Origin of the sequence: Curtobacterium sp. 1544, from assembly GCF_040544915.1 — a bacterium.
GTDB classification, from domain to species: Bacteria; Actinomycetota; Actinomycetes; order Actinomycetales; family Microbacteriaceae; genus Curtobacterium; species Curtobacterium pusillum_C.
Map to the genome: position 1 here is coordinate 1 of NZ_JBEPKX010000006.1, position 25,942 is coordinate 25,942.

Annotated in this window: 28 protein-coding genes and 1 tRNA gene; 10 read left to right on the forward strand and 19 right to left on the reverse strand. The window is 71.1% G+C overall.

Features of this window, described 5'->3' with window-relative positions; translation table 11 throughout:
* Positions 1–142: 142 nt before the first annotated feature.
* From ABIC61_RS05270 to ABIC61_RS05280, 3 genes are read right to left on the reverse strand one after another with little or no spacing between them, the layout of a single operon-like run.
* Complete coding sequence (locus tag ABIC61_RS05270; protein ID WP_354029069.1) at positions 143–1,111, reverse strand: glycine betaine ABC transporter substrate-binding protein; 969 nt, start codon at positions 1,109–1,111, stop codon at positions 143–145.
* Positions 1,108–2,082, reverse strand: a complete 975-nt coding sequence (locus tag ABIC61_RS05275) for an ABC transporter permease (RefSeq protein ID WP_354029070.1) — start codon at positions 2,080–2,082, stop codon at positions 1,108–1,110. The genes ABIC61_RS05270 and ABIC61_RS05275 overlap by 4 nt, the downstream gene beginning before the upstream one ends.
* Positions 2,079–3,422, reverse strand: a complete 1,344-nt coding sequence (locus ABIC61_RS05280) for a quaternary amine ABC transporter ATP-binding protein (protein ID WP_502908786.1) — start codon at positions 3,420–3,422, stop codon at positions 2,079–2,081. The genes ABIC61_RS05275 and ABIC61_RS05280 overlap by 4 nt, the downstream gene beginning before the upstream one ends.
* 429 nt (positions 3,423–3,851) lie before the next feature.
* Between ABIC61_RS05280 and ABIC61_RS05285 the strand changes: the two genes are divergently transcribed.
* Positions 3,852–5,387 carry an amino acid permease gene (locus ABIC61_RS05285; protein ID WP_354029072.1) on the forward strand — a complete coding sequence of 512 codons (1,536 nt, stop codon included), beginning with the start codon at positions 3,852–3,854 and terminating at the stop codon, positions 5,385–5,387.
* A gap of 81 nt (positions 5,388–5,468) precedes the next feature.
* Positions 5,469–5,789 (forward strand): hypothetical protein, encoded by a 321-nt coding sequence (locus ABIC61_RS05290; RefSeq protein WP_354029073.1) that lies wholly within the window; start codon positions 5,469–5,471, stop codon positions 5,787–5,789.
* Positions 5,790–5,812: 23 nt separating this feature from the next.
* Here the strand turns inward: ABIC61_RS05290 and ABIC61_RS05295 are convergent, their stop codons facing one another.
* Positions 5,813–6,739, reverse strand: coding sequence for an aldo/keto reductase (locus tag ABIC61_RS05295; protein WP_354029074.1), 927 nt, complete (start codon positions 6,737–6,739; stop codon positions 5,813–5,815).
* Positions 6,740–6,812: 73 nt separating this feature from the next.
* Here ABIC61_RS05295 and ABIC61_RS05300 point away from each other — a divergent pair, with 73 nt between their 5' ends.
* A complete protein-coding gene (locus ABIC61_RS05300; protein WP_354029075.1) occupies positions 6,813–7,409 on the forward strand; it encodes a TetR/AcrR family transcriptional regulator in 597 nt (198 codons plus the stop codon).
* Here ABIC61_RS05300 and ABIC61_RS05305 read toward each other — a convergent pair.
* From ABIC61_RS05305 to ABIC61_RS05325, 5 genes are all read right to left on the reverse strand, one after another.
* Complete coding sequence (locus ABIC61_RS05305) at positions 7,381–8,217, reverse strand: VOC family protein (RefSeq protein WP_354029076.1); 837 nt, start codon at positions 8,215–8,217, stop codon at positions 7,381–7,383. The two genes, ABIC61_RS05300 and ABIC61_RS05305, sit on opposite strands and share 29 nt — an antisense overlap.
* A 117-nt stretch (positions 8,218–8,334) precedes the next feature.
* On the reverse strand, positions 8,335–8,958 hold the full coding sequence (locus ABIC61_RS05310; RefSeq protein WP_144757385.1) for a PepSY domain-containing protein: 624 nt from the start codon (positions 8,956–8,958) through the stop codon (positions 8,335–8,337).
* A gap of 48 nt (positions 8,959–9,006) precedes the next feature.
* Positions 9,007–10,338, reverse strand: coding sequence for a HAMP domain-containing sensor histidine kinase (locus ABIC61_RS05315; RefSeq protein ID WP_354029077.1), 1,332 nt, complete (start codon positions 10,336–10,338; stop codon positions 9,007–9,009).
* Complete coding sequence (locus ABIC61_RS05320) at positions 10,331–11,008, reverse strand: response regulator transcription factor (protein WP_354029078.1); 678 nt, start codon at positions 11,006–11,008, stop codon at positions 10,331–10,333. Before ABIC61_RS05320 ends, ABIC61_RS05315 begins: the two co-directional genes overlap by 8 nt.
* Before the next feature lie 105 nt (positions 11,009–11,113).
* Complete coding sequence (locus ABIC61_RS05325; protein WP_354029079.1) at positions 11,114–11,713, reverse strand: TetR/AcrR family transcriptional regulator; 600 nt, start codon at positions 11,711–11,713, stop codon at positions 11,114–11,116.
* A 124-nt stretch (positions 11,714–11,837) separates the two neighbouring features.
* Here ABIC61_RS05325 and ABIC61_RS05330 point away from each other — a divergent pair, with 124 nt between their 5' ends.
* From ABIC61_RS05330 to ABIC61_RS05340, 3 genes are read left to right on the forward strand one after another with little or no spacing between them, the layout of a single operon-like run.
* Positions 11,838–12,434 carry a DUF6230 family protein gene (locus ABIC61_RS05330; RefSeq protein ID WP_354029080.1) on the forward strand — a complete coding sequence of 199 codons (597 nt, stop codon included), beginning with the start codon at positions 11,838–11,840 and terminating at the stop codon, positions 12,432–12,434.
* Entirely contained in the window at positions 12,434–12,850 is a 417-nt protein-coding gene (locus tag ABIC61_RS05335; RefSeq protein ID WP_354029081.1) for a DUF6114 domain-containing protein, read from the forward strand. The genes ABIC61_RS05330 and ABIC61_RS05335 overlap by 1 nt, the downstream gene beginning before the upstream one ends.
* Complete coding sequence (locus ABIC61_RS05340) at positions 12,847–13,626, forward strand: hypothetical protein (protein WP_354029082.1); 780 nt, start codon at positions 12,847–12,849, stop codon at positions 13,624–13,626. Before ABIC61_RS05335 ends, ABIC61_RS05340 begins: the two co-directional genes overlap by 4 nt.
* 335 nt (positions 13,627–13,961) lie before the next feature.
* Here the strand turns inward: ABIC61_RS05340 and ABIC61_RS05345 are convergent, their stop codons facing one another.
* The 5 genes from ABIC61_RS05345 to ABIC61_RS05365 all read right to left on the reverse strand — a co-directional run bounded on the left by ABIC61_RS05345 (position 13,962) and on the right by ABIC61_RS05365 (position 16,965).
* Positions 13,962–14,174, reverse strand: a complete 213-nt coding sequence (locus ABIC61_RS05345; protein ID WP_354029083.1) for an SCO4848 family membrane protein — start codon at positions 14,172–14,174, stop codon at positions 13,962–13,964.
* 107 nt (positions 14,175–14,281) lie between these two features.
* Positions 14,282–15,139 carry an alpha/beta hydrolase gene (locus ABIC61_RS05350; protein ID WP_354029084.1) on the reverse strand — a complete coding sequence of 286 codons (858 nt, stop codon included), beginning with the start codon at positions 15,137–15,139 and terminating at the stop codon, positions 14,282–14,284.
* Complete coding sequence (locus ABIC61_RS05355) at positions 15,129–16,055, reverse strand: hypothetical protein (RefSeq protein ID WP_354029085.1); 927 nt, start codon at positions 16,053–16,055, stop codon at positions 15,129–15,131. Before ABIC61_RS05355 ends, ABIC61_RS05350 begins: the two co-directional genes overlap by 11 nt.
* The gene (locus ABIC61_RS05360; protein WP_354029086.1) at positions 16,052–16,528 is read right to left on the reverse strand and encodes an ImmA/IrrE family metallo-endopeptidase; all 477 of its coding nucleotides are present in this window, start codon (positions 16,526–16,528) and stop codon (positions 16,052–16,054) included. The genes ABIC61_RS05355 and ABIC61_RS05360 overlap by 4 nt, the downstream gene beginning before the upstream one ends.
* Positions 16,525–16,965 (reverse strand): hypothetical protein, encoded by a 441-nt coding sequence (locus ABIC61_RS05365; protein ID WP_144757371.1) that lies wholly within the window; start codon positions 16,963–16,965, stop codon positions 16,525–16,527. Before ABIC61_RS05365 ends, ABIC61_RS05360 begins: the two co-directional genes overlap by 4 nt.
* A gap of 83 nt (positions 16,966–17,048) precedes the next feature.
* Between ABIC61_RS05365 and ABIC61_RS05370 the strand changes: the two genes are divergently transcribed.
* Positions 17,049–17,699, forward strand: coding sequence for an IMPACT family protein (locus ABIC61_RS05370; RefSeq protein ID WP_354029087.1), 651 nt, complete (start codon positions 17,049–17,051; stop codon positions 17,697–17,699).
* 103 nt (positions 17,700–17,802) lie between these two features.
* Here ABIC61_RS05370 and ABIC61_RS05375 read toward each other — a convergent pair.
* Positions 17,803–17,878: transfer RNA gene (locus ABIC61_RS05375), tRNA-Lys, on the reverse strand.
* A 92-nt stretch (positions 17,879–17,970) separates the two neighbouring features.
* Between ABIC61_RS05375 and bcp the strand changes: the two genes are divergently transcribed.
* A complete protein-coding gene (bcp, locus tag ABIC61_RS05380) occupies positions 17,971–18,441 on the forward strand; it encodes a thioredoxin-dependent thiol peroxidase (RefSeq protein ID WP_144757367.1) in 471 nt (156 codons plus the stop codon).
* Positions 18,442–18,593: 152 nt separating this feature from the next.
* Here bcp and ABIC61_RS05385 read toward each other — a convergent pair whose 3' ends face one another.
* Positions 18,594–19,016, reverse strand: a complete 423-nt coding sequence (locus ABIC61_RS05385; protein WP_144757365.1) for a hypothetical protein — start codon at positions 19,014–19,016, stop codon at positions 18,594–18,596.
* Positions 19,017–19,276: 260 nt separating this feature from the next.
* Between ABIC61_RS05385 and ABIC61_RS05390 the strand changes: the two genes are divergently transcribed.
* Positions 19,277–19,525 carry a WhiB family transcriptional regulator gene (locus ABIC61_RS05390; protein ID WP_022904217.1) on the forward strand — a complete coding sequence of 83 codons (249 nt, stop codon included), beginning with the start codon at positions 19,277–19,279 and terminating at the stop codon, positions 19,523–19,525.
* A 558-nt stretch (positions 19,526–20,083) separates the two neighbouring features.
* On the opposite strand, the gene ABIC61_RS05395 is transcribed toward ABIC61_RS05390, so the two are convergent.
* Positions 20,084–21,589 (reverse strand): sensor histidine kinase, encoded by a 1,506-nt coding sequence (locus ABIC61_RS05395; protein WP_144757360.1) that lies wholly within the window; start codon positions 21,587–21,589, stop codon positions 20,084–20,086.
* A 117-nt stretch (positions 21,590–21,706) separates the two neighbouring features.
* On the opposite strand from ABIC61_RS05395, the gene ABIC61_RS05400 reads away from it, so the two are divergent.
* Positions 21,707–22,120 carry an Rv3235 family protein gene (locus ABIC61_RS05400; RefSeq protein WP_354029088.1) on the forward strand — a complete coding sequence of 138 codons (414 nt, stop codon included), beginning with the start codon at positions 21,707–21,709 and terminating at the stop codon, positions 22,118–22,120.
* Positions 22,121–22,189: 69 nt separating this feature from the next.
* Here the strand turns inward: ABIC61_RS05400 and secA are convergent, their stop codons facing one another.
* Positions 22,190–24,970: a preprotein translocase subunit SecA gene (gene secA, locus ABIC61_RS05405; protein ID WP_354029089.1), complete on the reverse strand. Its 2,781-nt coding sequence runs from the start codon at positions 24,968–24,970 to the stop codon at positions 22,190–22,192.
* A 154-nt stretch (positions 24,971–25,124) separates the two neighbouring features.
* The gene (gene hpf, locus ABIC61_RS05410) at positions 25,125–25,823 is read right to left on the reverse strand and encodes a ribosome hibernation-promoting factor, HPF/YfiA family (protein WP_079236420.1); all 699 of its coding nucleotides are present in this window, start codon (positions 25,821–25,823) and stop codon (positions 25,125–25,127) included.
* Positions 25,824–25,942: the final 119 nt, after the last annotated feature.

Consider the following 25,942-nt stretch of genomic DNA (forward strand, 5'->3'; position numbering starts at 1 on the left):
CGCGGGCGCCGGGGGTCACTCCCCTCCCCCGCAGGCGCCTTCCCGGCTCCGGGGGGGGGCGCGCCCCGGCCCCCCCCCCCCCCCCCGGGCGGGGGGGGGGGGGCCCCGCGGCCCCCGCGCCTCCCGTCCTGCTCGTCAGCCGCTACTTCGACGACGTGAGCGAGTCCACGTAGTCCTGGTGCTCGGACGCCCACTTCGCGGTGATCGCCGGGTACTCGCTCGTCTTCGCGCCGCTGTTCACGAGCGCGTTCTCCAGCGAGTAGAGCGTGTCGGAGTCCATCGAGAAGTCGGACATCCACTTCGACGCCGTCGGGAAGTCGTCCTTGATGGACTTCTTCGCGATGGTGTGGATCTCCTCGTTCTTGCCGAGCGCGCCCTTCGGGTCCTTCAGGTCCTTGATCGGGAACGCGTCGTACGCCCAGTGCGGACGCCACAGCGTCACGACGACGTCCTGCTTCTTCGCGATCGAGGCCTTGAGGTCCGCGAGCATCGCCGGCGTGGAACTCGTCACGAAGTCCATGCCGTCGAGGCCGTACTGCGGGATGACCTGCTCGGACACGACCTTCGTCTCACCGGCGGCGGGCTCGATGCCGATGATCTTGTTGCCGAAGTCCGACGCGTGCGCCTTGAGCTCGTCGATCGAGTCGATGTCCGAGTACTCCGGCACGGCGAGCTCGAGCGACGCCTGCTCGTTCCACGCACCGAGGTCCGTGAGGTCCTTGCCGTACGTGTCCATGTACTCCTTGTGCGTGTTCGGCAGCCAGGTGTCGAACACGACGTCGTAGTCGCCGGACGCCAGGCCCGTGTACGCGGGTGCGACGTCGGAGTTCGTGAGCTGGACGTCGTAGCCCTTCTGCTCGAGCACGTGCTTCCAGAGGTAGCTGGCGGCGGTGTCCTCGTCCCAGCCGTTGAAGACGACGACGTGCATCGACTTCTGGTCGCCGTTGTCGAGCGTGCCGGTCGCGCCGTAGTAGCCGGGCGGCATGCAGGCGGAGAGGCCGAGGGCGGTGGCGGCGGCGAGCGCGGCCGCCGCGAGGGTGCGCTTGGTCCGCTTGCACGGGGTGTGGTTGCGCGGGGTCTGGTTGCGCTTCATGGTCTGGTCATTCCTCACGCGTCGACGGTCTGGCGGTCGGTGGCCGCTTCGGTGGTGGCGGCGGTCTGGGCGGTCGCCGCGTTCGGCGTCGCGGTCACCGTCGGCTTCCGCTTCCGTCCGAACAGCCTGGAGGCGCGCCCCGCGTCGCCGCCGAGCGCTGCGGTCAGGCGGTCCAGCAGGATCGCGAGGACCACGACGGACAGTCCGGCCTCGGCACCCAGGCCGACGTCGATGCGGTTCAGCGACGCGACGATCTGCTCGCCGAGCCCACCGGCGCCGACCATGCCGGCGATGACGACCATCGAGAGGGACAGCATGATGACCTGGTTGACGCCCGCCATGATGCTGGCCTTCGCGAGCGGCAGCTGGATCTGGCGGAGGATGCGCCACGGGCTGGAGCCGAACGCGGCGCCGGCCTCGACGACCTCGCTCGGGACCCCGCGGATGCCGAGCTCGGTGAGACGCACACCCGGAGCCATCGCGAACACGATCGTCGCGACGATGCCGGGCACGACGCCGACGCGGAAGAGCAGCAGCGCCGGGATCAGGTAGACGAACGCCGGGGTGGTCTGCATGAAGTCGAGCACCGGGCGGATGATGCGGCTCGCGGTGTCGGAGCGGGCGGCCCAGATGCCGAGCGGCACGCTGAACACGACGGCGAGGCCCGCGGCGACGATCACGAGCGCCAGGGTGTCCATCGCGTTCGTCCACTGACCGACGCTCACGATGAAGAGCAGGCCGATGGCGGCACCGATGGCGAGTTTCCAGCCCTTCGCGACGAACGCCAGGACCACGAGGACCGCGACGACCACCCAGAACGGCGGAGTGGAGAGGAAGTACTCCATCCACGCGTCCATCCACGTGAACACGTAGCGGACGACGTCGAAGAAGCCGGAGAGGTAGGTCGTGATCCAGTCGACGATCGCGGCGACCCAGGTGCCGAGGGGCAGGTGGAAGTCGCCGAAGGAGTTGGTACCGGGGGTGATCATGCGTGGTCTCCTTCGCTGACGACGGGGTGTTCGCCGGTCGCGGCGAGGGTCGAGTCCATGTCGGAGTCGCTGATGCGGGTCACCGGCTCGAGCACCGGGATCGGCATCGTCGCGGTCGGCACGTTGCCGAGCGCTGCGAGCAGCGTGACGCGCGGGACCACGCCGAGCAGGCGCCCCTCGTCGTCCACGACCGCGATCGGCAGCGGCGACTCGACGGCGAGCTCGAACAGGTCGGTGAGCGCGGTGTCCGGGGCGACCCGGGCGTACTCGGTGTTCACGATGGCGTCGAGGTTCGTGTCGCCGGCCTTGACCTGCCGCATGACGTGCCGGTCACGGACCCAGCCCTCGAGCTTCCGGCCGCGGCCGGTCACGAAGACCGCCGCGGTCTGCAGGTCGCGCATGGTGCGCAGCGCGCCTCGGGGTCCGACGGTGAGCGGGACGGCCGCACGTGCGGGCTCCATCACGCTCGCGGCGGTCAGCACGCGAGCACGGTCGACGTCCTGCACGAACTGGGCGACGTAGTCGTTCGCGGGGTCGGTGAGGATGTCCTCCGGCGACCCGATCTGGACGATCCGGCCGTCGCGCATCACGGCGATCCGGTCACCGAGGAACATCGCCTCGTTCAGGTCGTGCGTGATGAAGACGATGGTCTTGCCGAGGCGCTGCTGCAGGTCGACGAGCTGCTCCTGCATCTCACGGCGGATGAGCGGGTCGAGGGCGCTGAACGCCTCGTCCATGAGCAGGACGTCGGTCTCGGCAGCGAGGGCGCGGGCGATGCCGACGCGCTGCTGCATGCCGCCGGACAGCTCGTCGGGCTTGGCGTCCGCCCAGACGTCGAGGCCGACCAGGCCGATGACCTCGCGGGCCTTGGCGAGCCGGGTGGTCTTGTCGACGCCGTTCACCTCGAGGCCGTACGCGACGTTCTCGAGCACCGTGCGGTGCGGCAGCAGTGCGAAGTGCTGGAAGACCATCGACACGCTCGTGCGACGGATCTCGCGGATCTCCTTCGGCGTGGCCTTCGTGACGGTGCGGCCACCGATCTCCACCGTGCCGGCGGTCGGCTCGAGCAGACCGTTCAGCATCCGGATGAGGGTCGACTTGCCGGATCCGGAGAGCCCCATGACGACGAAGATCTCGCCGGGACGCACGTCGAACGACGCGTCGATGACGGCTGCGGAACCGAGGTCGCGGACCTCGTCACGCGTCGCGCCGGCGGCCAGACGGCGGACCGCCTCGCCGGGACGTCGGCCGAACACCTTGTAGGCGCCGCGCACGCTCAGCGCGGGATCGGCGGTGGGGTCGTCCGGCGTGCTGGCACGCCGGTCCTGGGGTGGTGCGATGGTCAACGGTGCTCCTCGCGGGACCGCGGCGCACGGGCGCACGGCGGTCTCGGTGTGGTTGCGGACGGGTCGCCCGGCACCCTGTTCGGCGGCACCGCATCGAGCCCGCGCAACAGGCGCAGGGCGAGCGATCACGCACGCGGGGGTCGTACTCGGGACGACCCCGGTCCGGCCGACCGTACGGCCAGCGCTCTGCTGCTGCGCTGGACGCGTCCTGATCGTCGGTGTCCCCTGAGGGGACGTTCAAGGCTATCGACGGTTGTCCCCCATCGCGAATCCGGGTCCGCCGGAATCCCGGCACCGCTGTACCCCGACCACGGCGTGTCGCCCACTGGCATGGGGATCGCGATCGTAACCACCCCGTTACAGTTCAGGCCTCTCGCATGTTTGTGTGCCGCCCCGGTTCCACGCACCTGTAGCGTGTCGCGCATGACAGCGCAGAACGACACCGGGGTGGACCGCGCGCCCGCGAACGACTTCTCGCACGAGCAGGAGGGCTACCAGCACGGTCTGAAGCCCCGGCAACTGCAGATGATCGCCATCGGCGGCGCGATCGGCACCGGCCTCTTCCTCGGCGCCGGCGGCCGACTGCACACCGCGGGGCCGGCCCTCGCGGTCGTCTACCTGATCGCGGGCATCTTCGCCTTCTTCATCCTGCGCGCCCTCGGCGAGCTCGTGCTGCACCGCCCGTCCTCCGGGTCGTTCATCTCCTACGCCCGTGAGTTCTACGGCGAGAAGTTCGCGTACGCCGCGGGCTGGATGTACTTCCTGAACTGGGCGATGACCTCGATCGTGGACACCACCGCCGTCGCGGTCTACCTGAAGTACTGGTCGGCGTTCACCGCTGCTCCACAGTGGCTCCTCGCACTCATCGCCCTCGTGGTCGTCCTCGCCGCCAACATGGTCGCGGTCAAGGTGTTCGGTGAACTCGAGTTCTGGTTCGCCCTCATCAAGGTCGCCGCCCTCGTCGCGTTCCTCGTGATCGCGCTCATCTGGCTGATCTGGGCCTTCCCGGTCGAGGCGGGCGGCGAGACCGTCCGCACCGGCTTCAGCCTCTGGGCCGACAACGGCGGACTGCTGCCGAACGGGCTGCTCCCCGCGGTCCTCGTGGTGCAGGGCGTCGTGTTCGCCTACGCCGCCATCGAGCTCGTCGGCACCGCGTCCGGTGAGACGCAGGACACCGAGAAGGTCATCCCCCGCGCCATCAACTCCGTCATCCTCCGCATCGCGGTGTTCTACGTCGGCTCGGTCGTCCTGCTGTCGATCCTCCTGCCGTACACCGCCTACAAGGAGGGCGAGAGCCCCTTCGTCACGTTCTTCTCGTCGATCGGCAACCCGCAGGTCGGGGCGATCGTCGGGTCGATCATGAACTTCGTCGTGCTCACCGCGGCACTGTCGTCCCTCAACGCCGGCCTGTACTCGACCGGCCGTGCGCTGCACTCGATGGGCATGAACGGCTCGGCGCCGAAGTGGACCACGAAGATGTCGAAGGGCGGTGTGCCGTACGCCGGCATCCTGCTGACCGCGGCGTTCACCGTCGCGGGCGTCGTGCTCAACTACTTCATCCCGAGCCAGGCGTTCGAGATCGCGCTGAACATCGCCAGCCTCGGCATCATCACGGCGTGGGGCACGATCATCCTCTGCCAGATGAAGCTCCGCTCCTGGGCGAAGCAGGGGCTCGCGAAGGAGCCGTCGTTCAAGCTGCCCGGCGCCCCGGTGACCTCGTGGCTGACGCTCGCGTTCCTCGTGTCGGTGCTCGTCCTGATGGCGATCGACTACCCCGTCGGCACCTACACGATCGCTTCCCTGGTCATCGTGATCCCGCTGCTCATCGTCGGCTGGTTCCTGCAGCGCGACCGGATCCTCCGCATCGCCTCCCTGCGCGAGGGCGTGACCGGTCCGTTCCCCGTGACCGGCCGTGACCCCGCCAACCAGGTGCGCCGCCGGGACGAGGACGGTCACTGACCTTCTCGCTCCTGTCCGGATAGCGACGACGCGGCTCGGCGCCGCACGCACGGGTCCGGCACCCCTCGGTACGATCGGCGGGTGCCGGACCCTTCTGCATCCCCCGCGACCTCGTCGCCCGTGCTCGACCTCCAGCTGACGTGGCGCGGCACGTTCGGCCGCGTCCGGGTGTTCGACGACCACGTGTCGGCGGAGACGAGCTTCGAGCGCGACGGCCTCACCCAGGTGCCGATGGACGCCGTGGACGGGTGGCGCATCGAGCCGTGCGACTTCGACGCGGTGTGCGTCGAGTTCGTCACGGCCGACGACACCTACCGCGTCCTGCTCGACACGTCGGACGAGAAGGTCGCCGGGCTCGCACTCCGCCGGGTGCTCGGGGCACCGCTGCCGTCAGAGTCCTGACCCGGACCGTTCTCCCCAGCCGCTCACGGCCAGGTGCGCTCCGTCTGCCCGTCGGCGACCCGCTGCGACCACACCGCGTCGAGTGCGGTCGTCTGCGCCTCGGTGAGCACGATGCTCCCGACCGCGACGTTCTCGGCGAGGTGGTCGGCGTTCGACGTGCCGGGGATCAGCAGGACGTCCGGTGCGTGCCCGAGCAACCAGGCGAGCCCGAGCTGCGCGGGCGTGATGCCGAGCTCAGCGGCGATGCGGAGCACTTCGGGCTCGTCGGCGACCTTCGGCAGCCCGGGGAACGCACCGCCGAGCGGGAAGTACGGTACCCACGCGATGCCGTTCCGCACGCACACGTCGAGGAGCGCCTCGTGCTCACGGGCCACGAGCGAGTAGGCGTTCTGCACGCACACGATCCCTGCCGCGAGCCCGCGGCCGAGGACCTCGCCGGACACCGCGCTCAGCCCGATGCCGCCGATGAGCCCCTCGTCCCGCATGGCGGTCATCTCCGCGAGCTGGGCGTCGAGGTCCACGAGCTGGTCCCCCTGCGCGATGAGACCGGGGCCGATGTCGGCTCGACGGAGGTTCACCACGTCGATGCGGTCCCGTCCGAGGCTCCGCAGGTTCGCGTGCACCTGCGCACGGAGCTGCTCCGGGCGCTGCTCCAGCGCGAGCGGCACCGGGGCGTCCACGCGCACCGCACCGACCTTGCTCACGACGACGACCTCGTCCGAGGCACCGAACGCCCGGCGGATCACGTCGTTCGCCACCCCGTCTCCGTAGAAGTCGGCGGTGTCGACGTGGTCGACCCCGAGGTCCCGCGCGCGGTGCAGCAGCGCCGCCCCGGCATCACGGTCGTCGGCGAAGCGCTCGAGGGCCATCGCGCCGTACCCGATCCGCGCGACGGTCCGTCCGCCGAGGTCGTACGCGCCACCCGGGCGCCGTGTCTCGTTCTCCTGCATGGGGGTCTCCGGTAGTCTCATCCGAAGCGGAGGAACCTCCGCTTCACCGATCATAACCGGAGGAACCTCCGCTTTGTCCAGCGAACCGACGTCCCCCGTCCGACGGCCGCGCGCCGACGCCGCCCGCAACCGGGAGCGACTCGTCGAGGCCGCGCGGGCAGCCTTCACCACCCACGGGGAGGACACCTCGCTCGAGGGCATCGCCCGGGCAGCCGGGGTCGGCATCGGCACGCTCTACCGGGCGTTCCCCACGCGCGAGGACCTCATCGCGGCCGTGTACCGCGCCGAGCTCGACGCAGCCCTCGACACCGTCGACGACTCGCTCCGCACAGCGACCACCGGTGCCGGCGCACTGCGATCGTTCAGCGGTCGGTACGCCGAGTTCGTCGCCACGAAGCGCGGCCTCGCCGAGACCGTCCGGGTGGGTGCGCTCCGTGGCGCAGCCGAGGCCGCGGGCACCCGCGACCGGGTGAACGCGGCCGTGCAGCGCTTCCTCGACGCCGGAGCCGCGGACGGCTCGCTCCGCGAGGACCTGCTCGCGGACGACGTCACCGCGGCATTGATCGGGATCCTGCTGTCGACGCGGGACGCCACGGACACCGGGCAGACCGGTCGTCTGCTGGACATCCTGCTCGCTGGACTCAGTCGGAGTCCGGCGCGAACTGCGTGACGCGGAACGTCGCACCCTGCGGGTCCCGGAGTTCCGCTGCCTTCGTCCAGAAACCCTCCCACGCGCCGAGCACCGAGCCGCCGAGCCGCTCGGCCAGCGCGGCCGCGTCGTCTCGGTCGGCGACGCTGAACGAGACGTGCCAGTCGTCCGGGCCGGAGTCCGTCCGGGCCAGGGCGCCGATCACGTCGGCGAAGCCCTCCGGAGCGCCGGCCTGGCGTTCGCGGATGTCCGGGTCCGAGGTCGCGGCGAGGTGGTCGCCGTACCCGGGCAGCCGGACCATCGCGCTCGGGCCTTCCTCGATGCCCGAGACCCGCCACCCGAACAGCTGCTCGTAGAACGAGAACGCCTGCTCGGGCTCCGTCGAGCGCAGGTCGCTGAACACCCAGCCACCGGGGGCGTTGATGTGCTGTGCGCCGAGCCGTGCCCGGGCCTGCCAGAGGCCGAACGCGGCACCGCGGGGATCGACGCAGTCGACGCTGCGGCCGGCCACTCCCCCGGGCCCGGCGTCCTCGGGCGCAGCGGCCGAGCCGCCGAGCTCGACGACCCGGGCGGCCGCGACATCGGCGTCGTCGACCGCGATGTACGTCGTCCAGGTCGCCGGGTCCTCGCTCGAGGCGATCGCACCGACCTCGTGCCCGTCGAGGCTCACGATCCGGTACGACCCCGGGGCACCGGGCGGCAGCCGCTCCTCGAAGTCCCAGCCGAACAGGCCGCCGTAGAACGCCTGCGCGGCGTCCGGGTCGGGCTGTCGGGCGTCGATCCAGCTCGGGACGCCCTGGGGGTAGGTGCGCGGGGTCTGGTCGGTCATCGTCGCTCCCTGGTCAGCCGACGCTCGGCCGGACGCCCCCGGTCTACCGCGCACCACCGACGCGCGCACGCGCGGCGGCGGCGGGCACCTGCGCGGCGGCGGCACCCGGGCGAGCCGTCAGTCGTCGGTGTCGACCCGGTCCGTGACGACGTCGCCCGAACCGGCGTCGATCCGGACGCTGTGCTTCGTGCCGGACGGGTCGCGGACGTCGCCCTCCCAGACCACCTTCCCGAGGTGGTCGTCGAGCCCGAGCTCGGTGATGGTCCCGGCGTGCAGGTCCTCGAGCTTGCCCGCAGCGTCGGTGACGTCGAGGTCGGCCGCCGCGACGAACCGGTCGTTCTCGGCGCGGTCATCGGCGTCGGAGGTCTCGGCCCGCGGCGACCCGGACACCGAGGTGCCCTCGGCGTTCGTGTGGACCTCGTGCTCGTTGCCGTCGTCCGTGACGACCAGGACCTCGTACGCCGAGCCGTTCTGCTCCTGTTCGACGGAGATCACGACACCGGACCCGACGGCCTTCCGGGCGGTCTCGACCGCCGCACGCAGGGCGTCGTTCGATGCAGCCGCGGTGGTGGCGGTCCCACCGGAGGAGTTCGACGACGACGCTGCGGACGACGGCGCGCCCGAGGAACCGGACTGCGCGGTCGAGCACCCGGCGAGGGCGAGGGCGGCCACGAGCGGCAGGGCGGTGAACCCGGCGATGCGACGGGCGGAGCGGACGGAGGCGGTACGGGGAGTGTTCATGCGACCAGCGTGCCGAGCGGGTGCTGAAGCAGACCTGAAGCGACCTGTTCAGCCACCGAGTGCGATGCGGACGACGAAGCGCGCACCACCGAGCGGGGAGTCCGTCACCGTGACGTCGCCACCGTGCGCCCGGACCGCGTCCCGCACGATCGCGAGCCCGAGACCCGCGCCGCCGGCGTCCCGGCTGCGGGCCTCGTCGAGCCGGACGAACCGCTCGAACACCCGGTCGCGCTCCTCCGTCGGGACCCCGACGCCGTCGTCGTCCACCGTGAGGACCGCCCGCCCGCCGTCCTCGGCGAGCGCCACGGCCACCCGTGCGGACGCGTGCCGGAGGGCGTTGTCGACGAGGTTGCGGACCACCCCGGCGAGCACGCGCTCGTTCCCGAGGACCCGGGCAGGTGCGATCCCGGAGCCGTCGACGTGCACGTGTCCCGCGGACCGCGCCCGGGCGACCGCGTCGAACGCCAGGTCGTCGAGGTCGACCGGACGCCGCTGCCCGATCCCGCCCTCGTCGAGCCGGGAGAGCTCGAGCAGCGCCGTGACGAGGTCCTGCAGCCGGAGCGCCTCGGACCGGACGACCTCGGACAGCTCGGTGACGTCCGCGCGCTCGGGGTGCGCCGCGGCGACCTCGGCGTGCTGCCGGATCGTGGCGATCGGCGACCGCAGCTCGTGGGAGGCGTCGGAGACGAACCGCCGCTGCCCTTCGGCGGAGCGGTCGAGCCGGTCGAGCATGGCATTCATCGTGTCCGCGAGCCGGGCGATCTCGTCGCCGGTGTCCGGCACGGCGACCCGGGCGTCGGGACGCGCCGCCCGGACCGTCTCGACCTCGTTCCGCATCCGTTCGACCGGCCGGAGCGAGCGACCGGTCACGACCCAGGTCACGGACCCCATGAGGACCACGAGCACGGGGACCCCGACCGCGAGCAGCGCCACGGCGGCACCGACGGCCGCGTCGGTCTGCTCGAGCGAGACGCCGTAGACGAGGGTCGCCTCCCCGCCACCCGGCAGGTCGACGTCGTCGGCGACGAGCAGCCACCGCTCGCCGTCGTGCGACCACCGGGACTCCTCGGCGGTGGGCAGCGCGGGCGGGTCGGCGTCGTCGCCGTGCGCGAGGACCGCGCCGCCGTCACCGACGACCTGGACGAGGACGTCCTCGTAGCCGCTGACCACACCGGCACCGTCGGCCTCGACCCGGGCGGACGCCTGCTCGAGGCCGGCATCCGCCGCGGTCCGCACGCCGTCGAGGAGCACGAGCCGCAGGACCACCACGAACGCCGCGGCACCGACCAGCAGGGCGGCGAGCACCACCACGACCGCGCCGAGGGTCGTGCGGGCGCGGACGGAGCGGAAGCGCCGCGACCGCCGGGGAGCGTCAGCCACCGTCGGCCGCCAACCGGTACCCGGCACCGCGCACCGTCTCGAGGGACGTCCGCCCGAACGGTCGGTCGACCTTGCGCCGGAGGTGTCCGACGTACACCTCCACGATGTTCGGGTCGCCGTCGAAGTCGACGTCCCAGACGTTCTCGATCACGGCGCGCTTCGAGCAGACCTCGCCGGCCCGTCGGGCGAGGAACTCGAGCACCGCGAACTCCCGGCTGGTCAGGTCGACGGGGACGCCGCCACGGGACACCGTCCGGGCCGCCGGGTCGACGACGAGGTCACCGACCGTGAGGACCGCAGGCCGCTCCCGGGCGCCGCGACGGACCAGGGCCCGCAGGCGCGCGACGAGCACCGGGTGCGAGAAGGGCTTGGTGACGTAGTCGTCCGCGCCCGCGTCGAGTGCCTCGACCTGGTCCCACTCGCCGTCCTTGGCCGTCAGCATGAGGACCGGCGTCCAGTCCCCGTCTGACCGGAGCTGCGCGCACACCGCCCACCCGCTGAGACCGGGCATCATGAGGTCGAGCACGATCGCGTCGTACGTGAACTCGCGGGCGTGCCAGAGTCCGTCGACGCCGTCGTGGGCGACGTCGACCGCCCACCCCTCGGCTTCGAGGCCTCGGCGGACGCCGTCGGCGAGCCGCACCTCGTCGTCGACCACCAGCACGCGCATCCCACGATCCTGCCGTGCCCCGCTGAAGCGGCGCTGAAGCGCCCTGGACGCGACCAGGGGACGGACTGGAGGCACGGTGCGGGCCCGCCCCGCGCCTCCAGTCCGTCATCCAGTCGCGTCGAGTGCCCCCACCAACGCGGTCGCGCTGCGCACGAGGAACGCGGTGAGCGCGTCTGCGGACGCGTCGTCGTCCGTCGGGACCTCGTCGAGCATCTCCTCGACGAAGGCGACCCACGATCGCAGGGCGCTGCGCAGCAGTGGACGGTCCTCGTACCCGAGTTCGGTGAACACCACGATGACCCGGCGGGCGTTCTCGTCGCGGGCCTCGTCGATGAGCGCACGCACGTCGGCATCCCCGGCGGAGGCGCCGCGGACGAGGGCGTGGAACGTCCCCCGGTGCTCGGCCACGAACGCGACGAAGCGGCGGAGGGTGTCCTCGAGCCGGGCGAGCGGTTCCAGCTCGTCGCGCGGCTCGGTGGCGTGCAGCATCGCGTCGCGGGCGGTGCGGACGATGGCCTCGTGCAGGCCCTGCTTCGTGCCGAAGTAGTGGAACAGCAGGCCACGGGAGACCCCGGCCTCGGTGGCGAGCCGGTCGATCGTGATGTCCTCGAGCGGTTCGTCCACCAGGGTCGCGACGCCGAGGGCGACGAGCTGTGCGCGGCGTTCCTCGGAGCTGAGGCGGGAGCGCTGGCGGTCGTCGGGCACGCCTGGAGCCTAGCGAGCGGGAATGTCCGTCCCCCGAACGGGTGACGATGTTGTTGACCTACAGTCAACAACGGGTCTAGCGTGGCCTGCGGTCGCGACGGAGCGACCGTCACGAGGAGGAACGATGTTGTTCACCAGACTCACCCGCTCGCACGGCGGCCGTGTCGCTCTCGTCGCCGTCCCGGTCGGGATCGCCACCGCCATCGCCCTCGGCGGTGTCGCCCAGGGAGCGGTCCCCGTGTCGTTCTCGGTCTCCGGCCAGCAGTTCCAGATCAGTGCCGACAAGCTCGACGGCCAGCAGTTCTCGCAGTACGCCGGCGTCGCGAAGGACACCGCGGGCAACGACCGCCAGGTCGCGATCGCCAACATCGGGTCGGCGACGCTCGCGAACCTCTGCCAGTCCGTCACGACCGACACCCCGATGGGCAAGGTCGGCGTGATGATCACCGCCGGTGGAGGGAAGACCCCGGCGTCCGCGAAGGACCTGCAGATCGGGATGACCGACCTCAAGGGCGACGCCGAGTTCCACGACATCCGGATCGGCGTCGACGCGTCGACCGTGAAGGGCGATCAGCACGGCAGCGCCGGCGACTTCGCTCAGGACGCCGACGCGCTCACCATCGACGGAGTGCAGCAGACCGCGTGGTCGACGACCGCCGGGACGTTCACGCTGACGGGCATGCACCTGCAGCTCACGGACGGCTCGAAGAGCTGCTTCTGATGAGCGCCCACGCCGTCGCACCCACCTCCCCCTGGGCGCGCTTCCGGGTCTGGGCCCGTTCGCGGCCGTTCGTCGGAGGCCTGCTCGTCGGGCTCGGCGGGATCGAGCTGTTCTGCTCCGGCCAGCTCGACCTCGGCAACATCCGGATCCAGTTCGGCATCGAGGGCCTGCAGGCGACCGTGATCCCGATCGCCCTCGTGGTGCTCGGCGTCCTGGCGGTGTGCTCCCCCGCGCAGCGGATCTTCTACGGGATCGTCACGCTCGCGCTGGCGGTGTACTCGCTCATCGGCGTGAACCTCGGCGGCTTCGTGCTCGGCATGCTGCTGTCCGCGGTCGGCGGCGTGCTCGTCGTCGCCTGGATGCCGCGGGGCCCGTCCGAGCCTGCCGACCCGGTGCACGACGAGGGTGCCGCGTGAGTCGTCGACTGCGTGCGTCGCTCGGGATCGGCACGGTGGTGGTCGTCGCCGCCGCACTGTCGGTGACGGGTGGGACGAGTGCTTCGGCCGCGGGGTTCTGCATCCCGCTGCTCATGGACTGCTCGGCGCCCTCGCCGGCGCCGTCGCCCTCGACGTCCGCCGCACCGTCGTCTTCGTCCTCTCCGACCCCGTCCGACCCGTCCGGGTCGGATGCCACAGCCCCGTCGGCGCCGGGCTCCGGGACGGGTTCGGGTCCTGGCCCGGCATCCGGCGGCGACGGTGCCACCCGTGATCCTGCTCCCTCAGCGACCGCCACGCCGGACGCGTCGTGGGGCGCAGCGGTCCCGGACGACACGACGGTGTTCACGCAGCCGTCCGCGCAGCTGAGCAGTTCCTCGATCGAGATCGGCGGACTGTCCGGACTCGCGCTCGTGCAGGTGCCCCTCGCCGACGGTTCGCAGATCACCGTCATCCGGCTCAGTGCCGACCGGGTCGCGATGGACGACTTCACGCTCGACGTCCGCGGCGAGTCGAACGGGACCTCGGCGGTGACGACGGACGCCCGGATGGAGCTCCGTGGGCACGTGGAGGTGTACCTGAACTCGGTCACCGCGGAACTGCCGGGAGGGAAGCACCTCACGCTCGGTGCCGACACCCCACCGCCGGGAGGCGAGCTCCCGACGACGTGGGCCCGGGTCGACCTCGGGCTCGTCGGCGCCATCGCGGACGGCATCACCCACACCGGCTCCGACCTGCGGGTGCGCCCGGGCGCGTAGGGGCGGTGCCGTTCCGGGCGCACCAGGTCGTTCCGGGCGTACTTGGCTGTTCCGGGCGTACCCGGCCGTTTCTTTCGACCAGGTACGCCCGACCCCGCTTCCCACCGCAGGCGATACGGGAAGGAACCGACGGACGGGAGGCACATTGCGGCGCCGCACCGCGCCTCCAGGCCCACACACGGTCGGGACGAGCGCGCCGCACCGGACGCACCCGGCTGTTCCGGGCGTACCGGGTCGTTCCGGGCATACCGGGTCGTTTCTTTCGACCAGGTACGCCCGATCTCGCTTCCCACCCCAGGCGATATGGGAAGGAACGACGCGCAGCAGGGGCGCGCTCAGACGAGCAGGAGGATCCCTGCGACGACAGCAGCCGCTGCGATCACCAGCGCGATGAGCAGCAGCACGAAGTGCACCGTGTAGAAGGTCGTCGGCTTGCCGGCTGCGTCGCGCGCCCGGGAGTCCTTCGCGACCCGCTGGAAGAAGCGCGGCCAGGTGACGACGTTGAAGACGGCACCGATGAACAGGACGACAGCTGCGAAGACGGTCACCCGACGATCCTAGACAACGCACGTCGGGGCCGGTGGTGCTCGGCCGCCCCCAACGCGGCCGAGACCCACCCCGGCGGCCACAGAATCTGTAGCAACTGCTACAAACCCTACACGGCCAGGGCGACGGCGTCGAGCCATCCAGTGGGATTCGTGTCCCGTTCTCCGCCGTGCGTGGCTCCGGCGACCACGTGGAGCCGTGCAGTGCCCGGCCACGAGGCCACGAGCGCACGGCTGGAGTCGAGCGGGACGGTGCGGTCGGCGTCGCCGTGCACGACGAGCAACGACGGGGCGGGACCGGCGACCTCCGGCAGTCCGAGACGGACCGGCCTGTCCTGACCGGCCAGCCGCGCGAGTCCGGGGACCCGCAGCGTCCACCGCATCACCGCGGCCGCTGCCCGCCCGATCAGGCCGCCGCCGGCGCCGTGCGCGACCGTGGCGTCCCAGTCCGACAGCGGTCCGGTGAGCACGACGCTCCGCACGCGGACCGGGAGCGGCCCAGCGAGCAGCCGGAGCCAGAGCGACGCGCCGAACGACCAGCCGAGCAGTACGACCTCGGTGGCACCACGTGCGGCCGCGAACCGGAGCCACGCGAGCGCCTCGTCCTCCTCGCGCAGGCCGAAGCCGTGTCGGCGCGCCGGGTGCCGGGCCGAGTGCGACGCGAACAGCACGGTGTCCCCGCGGGCGATGAAGGCGTCGGCGACGTCCTGGTGCCGCAGGGGGTGCGAGCCGAGACCCGGCAGGAACACCGCCCAGGTCGTCCCGTCGCCGCCCGGGCGGATCCAGCCGGGAAGTCCGCCGACGGACACCGGCTCGAGCCCCGGCGCCGGGACGACGTCCGGCGTCTCGTACAGCGCGGCGGCGCGGCGAGCGATCACGGCACCGGCGATCGGGACGAGCACACCGACGACCCCGGCCACAACCCCGACGGTGCGCGCAGCGACGGGCGCGAGACGGCTACGCGACATCGAGCGCTGCCTCGGCGTCCGCCAGCGCTCGACGCTCGGCGTCGCTCAGCGTCTGCCGGGCACGACGAGCACCGTCGTTGATCTCGACGATCAGGCGGCTCAGGCGCGTGGCGGGGTCGCCGGAGTCCGGGTAGGCGTTGTCGATCCCGATGCGCTCGTGCAGGGGGGCGAGGCGGCGGAGGGCGACCTCGACCCGGCGGGACCGTCGGCGCCGCGAGACCTGGTGGCCGATCACGAGGAAGAGCATCCCCGACGAGACGCAGATCACGGCGCCCGGGGTCGTCACGTCGTACGGCAGCGCCAGCCCGTGGGTCACGTCGAGGTCGCCCACCACGTGCGCGACGTCCATCACCACGACGACGACCATCCGCACGACGCCGAGCACACCGCCGAGCACGAGTACCCACAGGCCGACGAGGTCGGTGGTGGTGCGGGCCTCGCGCAGGTGCAGCACGCAGATCAGCCCGGTCGCACCGAGCGCCACCCCGAGGTAGACCGTCTGCGCGATCGAGTAGACGGTCGCTGCCGGGTGCTGCCCGGCATCGAGCATGAACGTCGTCGTGGTCGCCGGCTTGTCGAGGACCACGAAGGCGACGACCACCACGACCACCACGACCGCACACGTGACGACGATCGCGTTCCGGAGCCACGGCCGCGCAGCGCCGACCGCCTTCGCCACGCCCCAGAGCAGCGTGCTCGTCCCCGCCACCATGAGGCAGTCACTCACCACGGTCACGACGTTGAACCCGCCGAACAGCGGATCGAGCCAGAGGTAGAGCGGGTCGACGTTCGTGACGATCGTCGCCGCGAACAGCAGGAACGTGACGGCCAGGGTCCGGTCCTGCCCGCGCTGGAGCACGAACAGCGTCACCGTGCCAGCGATGAGGAGCAGCGCCTGGACGAGGGAGACGATCACCCGAACACCCCGCGGAACGCACTCGGACGACCGCGGTGCCCGCGGATGAGCCCGGCGAGCCGGTCGGCGAAGACCTCGGCCTCGTGCTCGTACTCGTTCGAGAACAGCCCGCGGGCGAGGGCCCGCTCGACCTTGTACTCCGGCAGGTCCGGGATGACGTCGCGGATGTACGCCGCCTGGGGTGCGTGGTTCTGGTGACGGTGCAGGATGTGCCCGAGTTCGTGGCCGATGACGAAGGACCGGAAGGTCTGCGACGCCGTGGGCGAGATCATCACGAGGTGCCGGCGTTCGAGGGTGGCCACGAAGCCGCACACCGGCTCGGCCGCGAGGAACGCCTCTTCACGCACGACGATCGGCTTGCCGACGACCTCGGCCGCTGCCGACACCGCCTGGTCGACGTCCGACCAGCCCTCGGCCGCACCGCGCGCCCAGAACGCCTCGACGAAGTCGTCCGCCCCGACGTGCTCCGTCATGCGACGCTCCCCCGCTCGGACTCCTCCTCGAGGACCTCCGCGATGCGGCGGAGGGCGTCGGGCGAGAGTTCGCCGGGGAAGGTGCGGGCCGCGAACCCGCTCACGCGTGCCGACCGGAGCGACCGGACGAGTGCGAGCTGGGCACCGATGCGCTCGGGGACGTCACTGTCCTCGAGCAGGAAGCGCTCGTCGACCTCGAAGAACCCGGCCAGCAGGCGGAGCAACCCGGTGTCACGGTTGCGTCGTCCGTCGCCGGAGAGCATGTACGTCCACTTCGCCCGGGACAGCGAACCGCCCTGCGCCGCCACGTACTCCTCGATCGCGGAGAACGGCACGGGCGAGCCGCGCTGCGCCTCCTCGAAGTCGAGCAGGAGGTTGAGCCGGCGCGCCAGTTCGGCAGCGTCGAGGACGCCACCCTTCGGAGCTGCTGTCGCCATGTCGATCGGACTCCTCCCCAGCCGCACGTCGTGCAGGACATGGTAGCGCGGGCTGCCGGGTGCCCGCCGCTACCCTCGGGACCGTGAGTCCACGCTTCCCGTCCACGATCGCCGAGCCGGTCGAGCACGAGATCGTCATCACGAAGTCGCGGTTCATCACCACGGTCGCACCGGTCACGGGCGTCGAGGACGCCGACCGGGTCATCGCCGAGGTCCGCCGACGCCGGTGGGACGCACGGCACAACTGCACCGCCATGGTCACCGGCGTGCTCGGGGACCAGGCCCGGTCGAGCGACGACGGCGAACCCTCCGGCACCGCGGGTGTCCCGATGCTCGAAGTCCTGCGCCGGCGCGACCTGACCGACGTCGTCGTGGTCGTCACCCGGTACTTCGGCGGCGTGAAGCTCGGCGCCGGTGGACTCGTCCGCGCGTACTCGACGTCGGCGTCGGGGGCGCTCGACCGGGCGACCCTCGTGCACCGGCGAGCACTGACCCGCGTGACGGTGGACGTCCCGCACGCCGACGCCGGTCGCATCGACAACGTGCTGCGCGACTGGGTCCGGCACCACGACGCGACACTCGGCGACGCCGCCTACGGAGTGGCGGCCACCTTCGAGCTCTGGGTGCCGGGCGAGGCGATCGAGCCGCTGCGCGCGGACCTCGCCGCGACCTCGGCGGGCACGCTCGACCCGGTGGTCGGTGAGGAGCGCGTCGTCGACGTCCCAGCGACCTGACCCGGACGAAGTCGCCGCTCGATCGCACTCCGGGCGTGTCTCGCTGATGGTGCCCCGGAGCCGGGAACGACGAAGGCCCCGACTCGATGAGTCGGGGCCTTGCTGGTGCACCCCCTCGGACTTGAACCGAGAACCCACTGATTAAGAGTCAGTTGCTCTGCCAATTGAGCTAGAGGTGCATGTTGCGCTTCCGTGCTGCAACGGGAAACAACAATAGCATGGGTTTCGCGTGCTCCTGACCACTCGGGGCACCGGACTCGACAGGAGCACCATGACCGACCGTCTCGCCGCCGGCGACACCGCCCCCGACTTCACCCTCCCGGACCAGGACGGCACCGAGCACTCGCTCGCCGACCTCCGTGGCAAGAAGGTCATCGTGTACTTCTACCCGGCGGCGTCCACCCCGGGCTGCACCACCGAGGCGTGCGACTTCCGGGACAACATGTCGTCACTGCAGGCGGCCGGCTACGAGGTGCTCGGCGTCTCGAAGGACGACCTGCCGAAGCTCAAGGAGTTCCAGCACGAGCAGGCGCTCACGTTCCCGCTGCTGAGCGACCCGGACCTCGCCGTGCACAAGGCGTACGCAGCCTGGGGCGAGAAGAACAACTACGGGAAGATCGTCACCGGCACGATCCGGTCGACGATCGTCGTGGACGAGGACGGCACCGTCCAGCTCCCCCTCTACAACGTGAAGGCAACGGGGCACGTGGCGAGCCTGCGGAAGAAGCTCGGTCTGGTCTGAGAACCCGACCAGACGACGGACTGGAGGCGGGGGGGCCCCGGGGCCCCCCCCCCCCCGCCCGGGGGGGGGGGGCCCCCACCCCCCCCCCCCCGGCCGGGGGGGGGGGGGGGGCCCCCCGCCCCCCCCGCCTCCAGTCCGTTGGTCGGTACCGCCTATTCCACCGGACGGGCGAGCGCGTCCGTCACCGGACGCGACAGCACCAGCGTGATGCCCAGCAGCGCCGGGATGAGCAGGAGCCACCCGACGGCCGGCACGCGGAAGACACCCTGGAACGCGCCGATCGCCAGGGCCCCCTGCAGCACCTGCCAGACGATGATCCCGGAGCGCACCCACGGCCGGCGGTTCCGGAGGCCGACGAACAGCGCACCGAGCCAGAGCGCCGCGATGGCGGCGAGGATCGTCAGCGCGATGCCGGACGCGAGGCTCGAGGCGGGCGCGACGATCAGTTCGACGACGAGGACGATCGTCACGACGACGAGGGCGGCGAACTCCACACCGACCACCACGAGGAGCGCCACGAGGGCCGGCGACCTCCGCTCGGCGGGGGCGGACTCGTTCGGGGTGGTCTCGGGCACAGCATTCCTCCAGCGTCGGAACCCTTGATTTGGCCCTACCAGTATGGAACGATATTCGAGGTCGTTTGGACGGCACGATGTGGTGTGCGTCTCCCGTGGTTCGACGCTCCTCCCCCGAGCGTTCTGCGGGCGTCAGACTCGCTTCCAGCGGACTCCTCCCCCACGGGTGTCCCCTCGTGCCTCGCGCATGCTCAGCGTTCCGATCCCCGAACCGCGGCCCCGGCCTGCCGTTCGAGCATCGATTTCAAGGAGCACCACACATGGACTGGCGTGACCAGGCAGCCTGCCTCACCGCGGACCCCGAGCTCTTCTTCCCCGTCGGGAACACCGGACCGGCCGTCGACCAGATCGAGAAGGCCAAGTCGGTCTGCGCTCGCTGCACGGTCACCGAGATGTGCCTGCAGTACGCACTCGAGAACAACCAGGACTCCGGTGTCTGGGGTGGCCTCAGCGAGGACGAGCGCCGCGCGCTGAAGCGTCGCGCCGCCCGCGCTCGTCGCGCTTCCTGACGCTGCGCAACCTGCGCAACCTGCGCGCCCTGCGCGCCCTCCGCGCCTGACGCCCGCCGCCCCTCGGGGCCGGCGGGCGTCGTCGTGTCCGCAGTGCGCGGCGCGGGGGCGGTGCGGTGCGGTGCGCGCTGCGTGGGTGCTGCCCACACGTCGTGGGCCGAGGATCGCGCCCGGCACCGGACACCGCGCCCCGGTGCAACGGGGCGCGGTGTCCGGTACGGGGCGCGTCGCGAGACCTCCGGCCTGGAGGCACGGCGCAGCTCCGCCGGGCGGGCGCGGCTCCGTCGGGGCTCACTCCACGATCGCGCGGCGGCTCTGCGCGCGCTCGCGCCGCCCGTACGGCTCTGCGCGCGTTCGCGCCGCCCGTACGTGCTCTGCGCGCGTTCGCGCCCCCGTACGGACATTGCGCCCCGTCAGAACGGGGCGCAGTGTTCGCGACGGGGCGCGACGGGAGCGGTGCACTCCGTCGGGCGCCGAAAGCGGCCTGAGCCGCGCCGACGCCGCGCCGACGCCGCGCCGACGCCGCGCCGAAAGCGGCCTACGCCGCGCCGGCCGCGCCTACGCGGCGCCGGCCGCGGTCAGCCAGCGGAACGGGATGGTGATCGTCACCTCGGTGCCGCTGCCGGTCAGGGTGTGCCAGTCGATCGTGCCGCCGAGCTCGCCCTGGATCAGGGTGCGGACGATCTGCGTGCCGAGCCCCGAGCCGACCTTGCCCTCCGGCAGCCCCACGCCGTTGTCGCGGACCTGGATGTCGAGGTGGTCGTCGGAGCGCTCGGCCACGATCTCGACCTCGCCGTCCCGGCCGTCCAGCCCGTGCTCGACCGCGTTCGTGACCAGTTCGGTGAGGCCGAGCGCGAGCGGCGTGGCGGCCTCGGACGGCAGCACCCCGAACTCGCCGGTCTTCTTCGGGTGCACGGTGGTGTTGTGCGAGGCGGCGACCTCGGTGACGAGCTTGAGCACGGAGTCGAACACGTCGTCGAAGTCCACCGTTTGGCTCAGGCCGCTCGACAGGGTGTCGTGCACGACCGCGATCGCCGCGACCCGGCGCATCGCGTTCTGCAGCGAGGTCCGGGCCTCGTCGGAGTGCGTGCGGCGGGCCTGGATGCGCAGGAGGGACGCCACTGTCTGCAGGTTGTTCTTCACCCGGTGGTGGATCTCGCGGATAGTCGCGTCCTTGGTGATGAGCTCGCGCTCCTGGTGCCGCAGCTCGGTGACGTCGCGGCAGAGCACGATCGCGCCGATGCGGTCGCCGTGGTCGCGGAGCGGGATCGAGCGCAGGGACACGGTCACGCCCTTGGACTCGATGTCGGCACGCCACGGGGCACGCCCGGTGACGACGAGCGGCAGGGACTCGTCGACGTCGAGCTGCGCCCCGATGAGTTCGGTGGTGACCTCGGCGAGGGACTTCCGCTCGAGCTCGCCCTCGAACCCCATGCGGTTGAAGGCGCTGAGCCCGTTGGGGCTCGCGAACGTGACGATGCCGTTCGTGTCCAGGCGGAGCAGGCCGTCGCTCGCTCGAGGGGCTCCGCGACGGGGTCCGGCCGGTGCGCCGATGTCCGGGAAGTCGCCGGTCGCGATCATGCCGAACAGGTCGTTCGCACTCGCGGTGAAGTTGAGTTCCTGGCGACTCGGGGTGCGCATCTCGTCCTGGTTCGAGTGCCGCGTGACGACCGCGATCGGGCGCTCGGTGGTCTCGGCGGAGTTCGCACTCAGGCGCCGCAGCACCGGGATGGCGCGCACACGCGTCGGGGTGTCCTCGTACCAGTCCGGCTCGGCGGAGTCGACGACCTTCGCGCCGGCGAAGCACTCGGTGACCTGCTCGCGCCACTCCTCGCGGATCTCCTGCCCGACGATGTCGCGGTAGAAGAGCGTCGCCGCGGAGCTCGGCCGGGCGTGGGCGACGGCCACGAACGAGCCGTCCTCGGCAGTGGGCACCCAGAGGACCATGTCGGCGAACGACAGATCGGCGAGCAGCTGCCAGTCCCCGACGAGCAGGTGGAGCCACTCCACGTCGGCTTCGGAGGAACGGCCTTGTGCGAGGACGAGGTCACTGAGGGTCGACACCCCGTCAGTCTAGGTGCGCTGCACTGTGGAGAACTCCTCGCTCTCCACAGCCCCGAACACTGTTGCATTTCTCATGTTGTACGCACCATACGCTCAGCCCCGACGAAAGGGGCAGGGGTGGCGGAGCAAGCACGCCGGATCGACGACGAGGACCGGACGGTGGAGACCACGCACCTCGCCGTGGTCCCGCCCCCGACGGACGTCGAGGACACGGCGAGGGCACTGGGGCTGTGCGTGGCCGAGATCCTCACCGGGGCGCGCGAGGTCGACAGCATCGCGCGCTGGATCACGGACGAGGTGCACCGGCACCTGCAACAGCGCGCGACCGTCGCCGCACGGTCGCGGCAGCTGGGCGGCCGGTCACGCGCCCGGGCGCTGCTCCGCGTCGGCAGCGTGATCGTGTGCCGTCCGGCCGACGGCGTCGCCGAGGCGACCGTCGTCGTGCACACGCGCAGCCACGCGCGTGCGGTGGCGATGCGGCTCGAAGAGCGGCAGGGCCGCTGGCGGGCGACCGCGGTCGGGGTCCTGTGACGAGACTGCGGACGGACGGGAGGCGCGGTGCCAGATGGCACCGCGCCTCCCGTCACGTCAGTGGTGACGTCAGTTCTTCTTGGCGGCCTGTCGACGCTCGGCGCGGTTGCTCGCCGCGGCCTGGCCGGAGGCCGTCGCCGCGTTGCCGAACGCGGAACCCTGCTCGGGCCCGGCAGCGGCTTCCGCCTCGGCCTGGGCCTTCTGCGCACGTGCGGTCGCGGCCTGCTCGAGGCGGCCACGCTCGTCGCGCACCTCGACCTCACCGTCGATCGACGGCGCCGAGTACTCGAGCCCGGAGACCTCGTCTTCGTCGAGACCCTTGGCCTCGATCACGGCGTTCTCGCCGTCGGACTGGACCTGCACCTCGAGGTTGAAGAGGTAGCCCACGGACTCTTCGCGGATCTGCCCCATCATGCTCTGGAACAGTGCGTAGCCCTCGCGCTGGTACTCGACCAGCGGGTCGCGCTGCGCCATCGCACGGAGGCCGATGCCGTCCTTGAGGTAGTCCATCTCGTACAGGTGGTCGCGCCAGCGGCGGTCGATCACCGAGAGGACGACGCGGCGCTCGAGCTCGCGCATGGCTTCGTCACCGAGGAGCTCCTCGCGCTTCTCGTACGCGAGCTTCGCGTCGGAGAGGATCTCGCGACCGAGGAACTCGCGCGAGGCCTTGCCCTTCGAGCCGGCCTCGGTGATGACCTCGTCGATGGAGATCGAGATCGGGAACAGCGTGCCGAGCTCCGTCCACATGGCATCGAGGTCCCAGTCGTCCGGGGAGCCCTCACCGGTGTGGGTGTCGATCACGTCGTCGACGACGCTCTTCAGGAACGTCTGCGCGCGGTCGTGGATGTCGTCGCCCTCGAGGATGTGGCGGCGGTCGCTGTAGATCGCCTCGCGCTGGCGGTTCAGGACGTCGTCGTACTTCAGGACGTTCTTGCGGATCTCGGCGTTGCGGCCCTCGACCTGCGCCTGGGCCGAACGGATGGCACGGCCGACGAGCTTGTTCTCGATCGCCAGGTCGTCCGGCACGTTCGAGCGGCCCATCAGGCTCTCGGCAGCACCGGAGTTGAACAGGCGCATGAGGTCGTCGGTCAGCGACAGGTAGAAGCGGCTCTCGCCCGGGTCACCCTGACGGCCGGAACGACCACGCAGCTGGTTGTCGATGCGGCGGGACTCGTGGCGCTCGGTGCCGAGGACGTACAGGCCGCCGGCCTCACGGACCTTGTCGCCCTCTTCCTTGATCTCGGCCTTGACGCGGGCGAACACGTCGTCCCACTCGGCCTCGTACTCCTCCGGGGTCTCCGTCGGGGAGAGGCCCTTCGCGTGCATCTCCTGCACGGCGAGGAACTCCGAGTTGCCGCCGAGCATGATGTCGGTACCGCGGCCGGCCATGTTCGTGGCGACGGTCACGGCGCCGAGACGACCCGCCTGGGCGACGATCGCGGCCTCACGAGCGTGGTTCTTGGCGTTCAGGACCTCGTGCTTGACGCCCTTCTTCGCGAGGAGCTTCGAGAGGTACTCGGACTTCTCGACGCTCGTCGTGCCGACCAGGACCGGCTGGCCCTTCTCGTGGCGCTCCGCGATGTCCTCGGCGACCTGCTCGAACTTGGACTTCTCGTTCTTGTAGACGAGGTCCGTCTGGTCGATGCGCTGCATCGGCTTGTTCGTCGGGATCGGGACCACGCCGAGCTTGTAGGTCGACATGAACTCGGCCGCCTCGGTCTCGGCGGTACCCGTCATGCCGGAGAGCTTCTGGTACAGGCGGAAGTAGTTCTGCAGCGTGACCGTGGCGAGGGTCTGGTTCTCGGCCTTGACCTCGACACCCTCCTTCGCCTCGATCGCCTGGTGGATGCCCTCGTTGTAGCGGCGGCCCATCAGGATGCGGCCGGTGTGCTCGTCGACGATGAGCACCTCGCCGTTCATCACGACGTAGTCCTTGTCGCGCTTGAAGAGGGCGACGGCCTTGATGGAGTTGTTCAGGAACGAGATCAGCGGGGTGTTCGCCGACTCGTACAGGTTGTCGATGCCGAGGTAGTCCTCAACCTTCTCGATGCCGGGCTCGAGCACGCCGACGGTGCGCTTCTTCTCGTCGACCTCGTAGTCCTCACCCGGGGTGAGGCGGGTGGCGATCGACGCGAACTCGGTGAACCAGCGGTTCGCCTCGCCCGAGGACGGGCCGGAGATGATGAGCGGCGTGCGGGCCTCGTCGATGAGGATCGAGTCGACCTCGTCCACGATGGCGAAGAAGTGGCCGCGCTGCACCATGTCGGAGGACTGCCACGCCATGTTGTCGCGCAGGTAGTCGAAGCCGAACTCGTTGTTCGTGCCGTACGTGATGTCGGCGGCGTACTGCTCGCGACGCTCGGCCGGGGACTGGTTCGCGATGATGCAACCGGTCGACATGCCGAGGGCGCGGAAGACGCGGCCCATGATCTCGGACTGGTACGACGCGAGGAAGTCGTTGACGGTGATGACGTGCACGCCGCGCGACGGGATGGCGTTGAGGTACGCGGCCGTCGTCGCGACGAGGGTCTTGCCCTCACCGGTCTTCATCTCGGCGATGTTGCCGAGGTGGAGCGCCGCGCCACCCATGAGCTGCACGTCGAAGTGCCGCATGCCGAGGGTGCGCTTCGCGGCCTCGCGCACGGCGGCGAAGGCCTCGGGCAGCAGGTCGTCGAGGGTCTCACCGTTCGCGTAGCGCTCGCGGAGCTCCTTGGTCTCGTCCTGGAGCTCCTCGTCGGACAGACTCGCGAAGTCGTCCTCGAGGTCGTTGATCGCCGAGGCGTACGCCTTCAGCCGACGGAGGGTGCGTCCTTCACCGATGCGGAGGACCTTCTCCAGCACGTTTGCCACGTGAGCTCCTTACGAGATCGTCCGCGCGACCTGCGCGATGCGAACAGCCAGTCATGCTAGCAACCCGCTCGGGCGGGCTGCTGGGAGCGGCACGGGTGTGCGCGGCCCGCGAACGGACCGCGCACACCTCGATCGTGTCGGCGTCGGGCGGCCGTCAGGCGATCGCGACCGCCGGTTCCGCCTCGGACGCCGGGGCACCCGCGGTCTGGTCGTCGATGCCGATCACGCCGTAGTCCCAGCCCTTCCGCCGGTAGACCACGCTCGGTCGACGAGTCTCCGCGTCGACGAACAGGTAGAAGTCGTGTCCGACGAGCTCCATGTAGTACAGCGCGTCGTCGACCGTCATGGGCGAGGCCTCGAAGACCTTCTGGCGGATCACCACCGGGCAGTACGCCTCAGTCTCCTCCTCGTCGCCCGTCTCGTCGACCACGGGCACGGCGCCGGTCGCGACGTCCTCGATGAGCTTGCCCGTCGCCGGGACCACCCCCATCCGTTCGAACCCGGTGCCCGAGGCCTCGGACACGGAGGTCGGACGGTGCCGTCCACGGTGCACCTTGCGACGGTCGCGTGCTCGGCGGAGGCGTTCCATGATGCGCGCGAACGCCAGGTCGAACGCCGCGTACTTGTCCGACGCGGCGGACTCCGCCCGCACGAGGGGGCCGGGGCCGATCAGCGTGAGCTCGACGCGGTCCTCGCCCTGGGAACCGCCCGACTTCTCGTGGTGGCGGCTGATGCGCACCTCGAACGCGAGGGCGCGGTCGGCGAGCACGTCGATCTTCTCGGACTTCTGTTCGACGTAGGTGCGGAATCGGTCGGTGACCCCGATGTTCCGGCCCGTGATCGTCACGTCCATGTGGCGGCTCCCATCCAGACTCAGCGCGTCGCCTCCATCCGGCGATCCTGAACGCCTTGACGCGAGGCTAGACCCGCGAGCGCTCCGCCGTCACCCGATGCCGGTGAGTCGTACCGGAC